Genomic DNA, 1,113 nt, shown 5'->3' on the forward strand with positions numbered 1-1,113 from the left:
CCCAGGGCCAGGGGGCGGATGGAGTTCTCGATCAGGTTGTTGTCCACCTCCAGGCGACCGTCCTCAAAGCAGGGCCGCAGCCGCGGCAGTTGATCCTTCGCATACTTGAGCGCCTTACCGATGGCCCCGCTGGACAGGTTGTTTTTCTGTTCGTACTCCGCCCAGTCCAGCAATGCCTCGTAGACTGGCCGACTCACCCGCCGGCGCAGGGCCAGGCGTTCGGCTGCCGACCGCCCCCTTTTGCGGCAGTGCGCCTCGACGTGGTAAAGGAAGCCGATGGCGGCCAGGGCCAGCTCCGCCAGCCGGGGGTGCTGCTCGCGGGCCTCGAAGAACCGGCGGCGGATGTGCGCCAGACAGCTCACCCCCGTGACCTGCGGATGCTTGCGCAAGTAGGTCTCATAGGCCTTATACCCGTCCGTTTGCAGGTAGCCCGCAAAGTCCGCCAGTAAGCGTCCGAGCAACCGCGTATGGTCTACGTCATTCTTATTGCGTACTCACCTCGGCCGGCGCCTCCGCCCACCGGTGCGGCAGGAGCTCGTCCAGCCGGTTGACCGGGTGGTCGGGCAAGCGCTCCAGCACATCGCGTAGCCAGGCCCGGGGATTAACCCCCAGCCGCTGACAGCTGGCAAAGAAAGAATACAGCATCGCCGCCCGCYGCGCSCCCTCGTGCGAGCCGGCAAAGAGRTAGTTCTTCCGGCCCAGGGCCAGGGGGCGGATGGAGTTCTCGATCAGGTTGTTGTCCACCTCCAGGCGACCGTCCTCAAAGCAGGGCCGCAGCCGCGGCAGTTGATCCTTCGCATACTTGAGYGCCTTACCGATGGCCCCGCTGGACAGGTTGTTTTTCTGTTCGTACTCCGCCCAGTCCAGCAATGCCTCGTAGACTGGCCGACTCACCCGCCGGCGCAGGGCCAGGCGTTCGGCTGCCGACCGCCCCCTTTTGCGGCAGTGCGCCTCGACGTGGTAAAGGAAGCCGATGGCGGCCAGGGCCAGCTCCGCCAGCCGGGGATGCTGCTCGCGGGCCTCGAAGAACTTACGGCGGATGTGCGCCAGACAGCTCACCCCCGTGACCTGCGGATGCTTGCGCAAGTAGGTCTCATAGGCCTTATACCCGTC

The 1,113-nt window shown here is 65.6% G+C and carries 2 protein-coding genes; both read right to left on the reverse strand.

The window, feature by feature from the left end; all coding sequences use genetic code 11:
* The coding region (locus tag E4021_RS17990) for an IS66 family transposase (protein ID WP_168797684.1) at positions 1–461 on the reverse strand (461 nt) is incomplete at its 3' end.
* Positions 462–483: 22 nt separating this feature from the next.
* A partial coding sequence (locus E4021_RS17995; protein WP_136460879.1) for an IS66 family transposase occupies positions 484–1,113 on the reverse strand: 630 nt, incomplete at its 5' end.

The sequence above is a fragment of the Neolewinella litorea genome, assembly GCF_004803465.1.
Lineage (GTDB): Bacteria > Bacteroidota > Bacteroidia > Chitinophagales > Saprospiraceae > Neolewinella > Neolewinella litorea.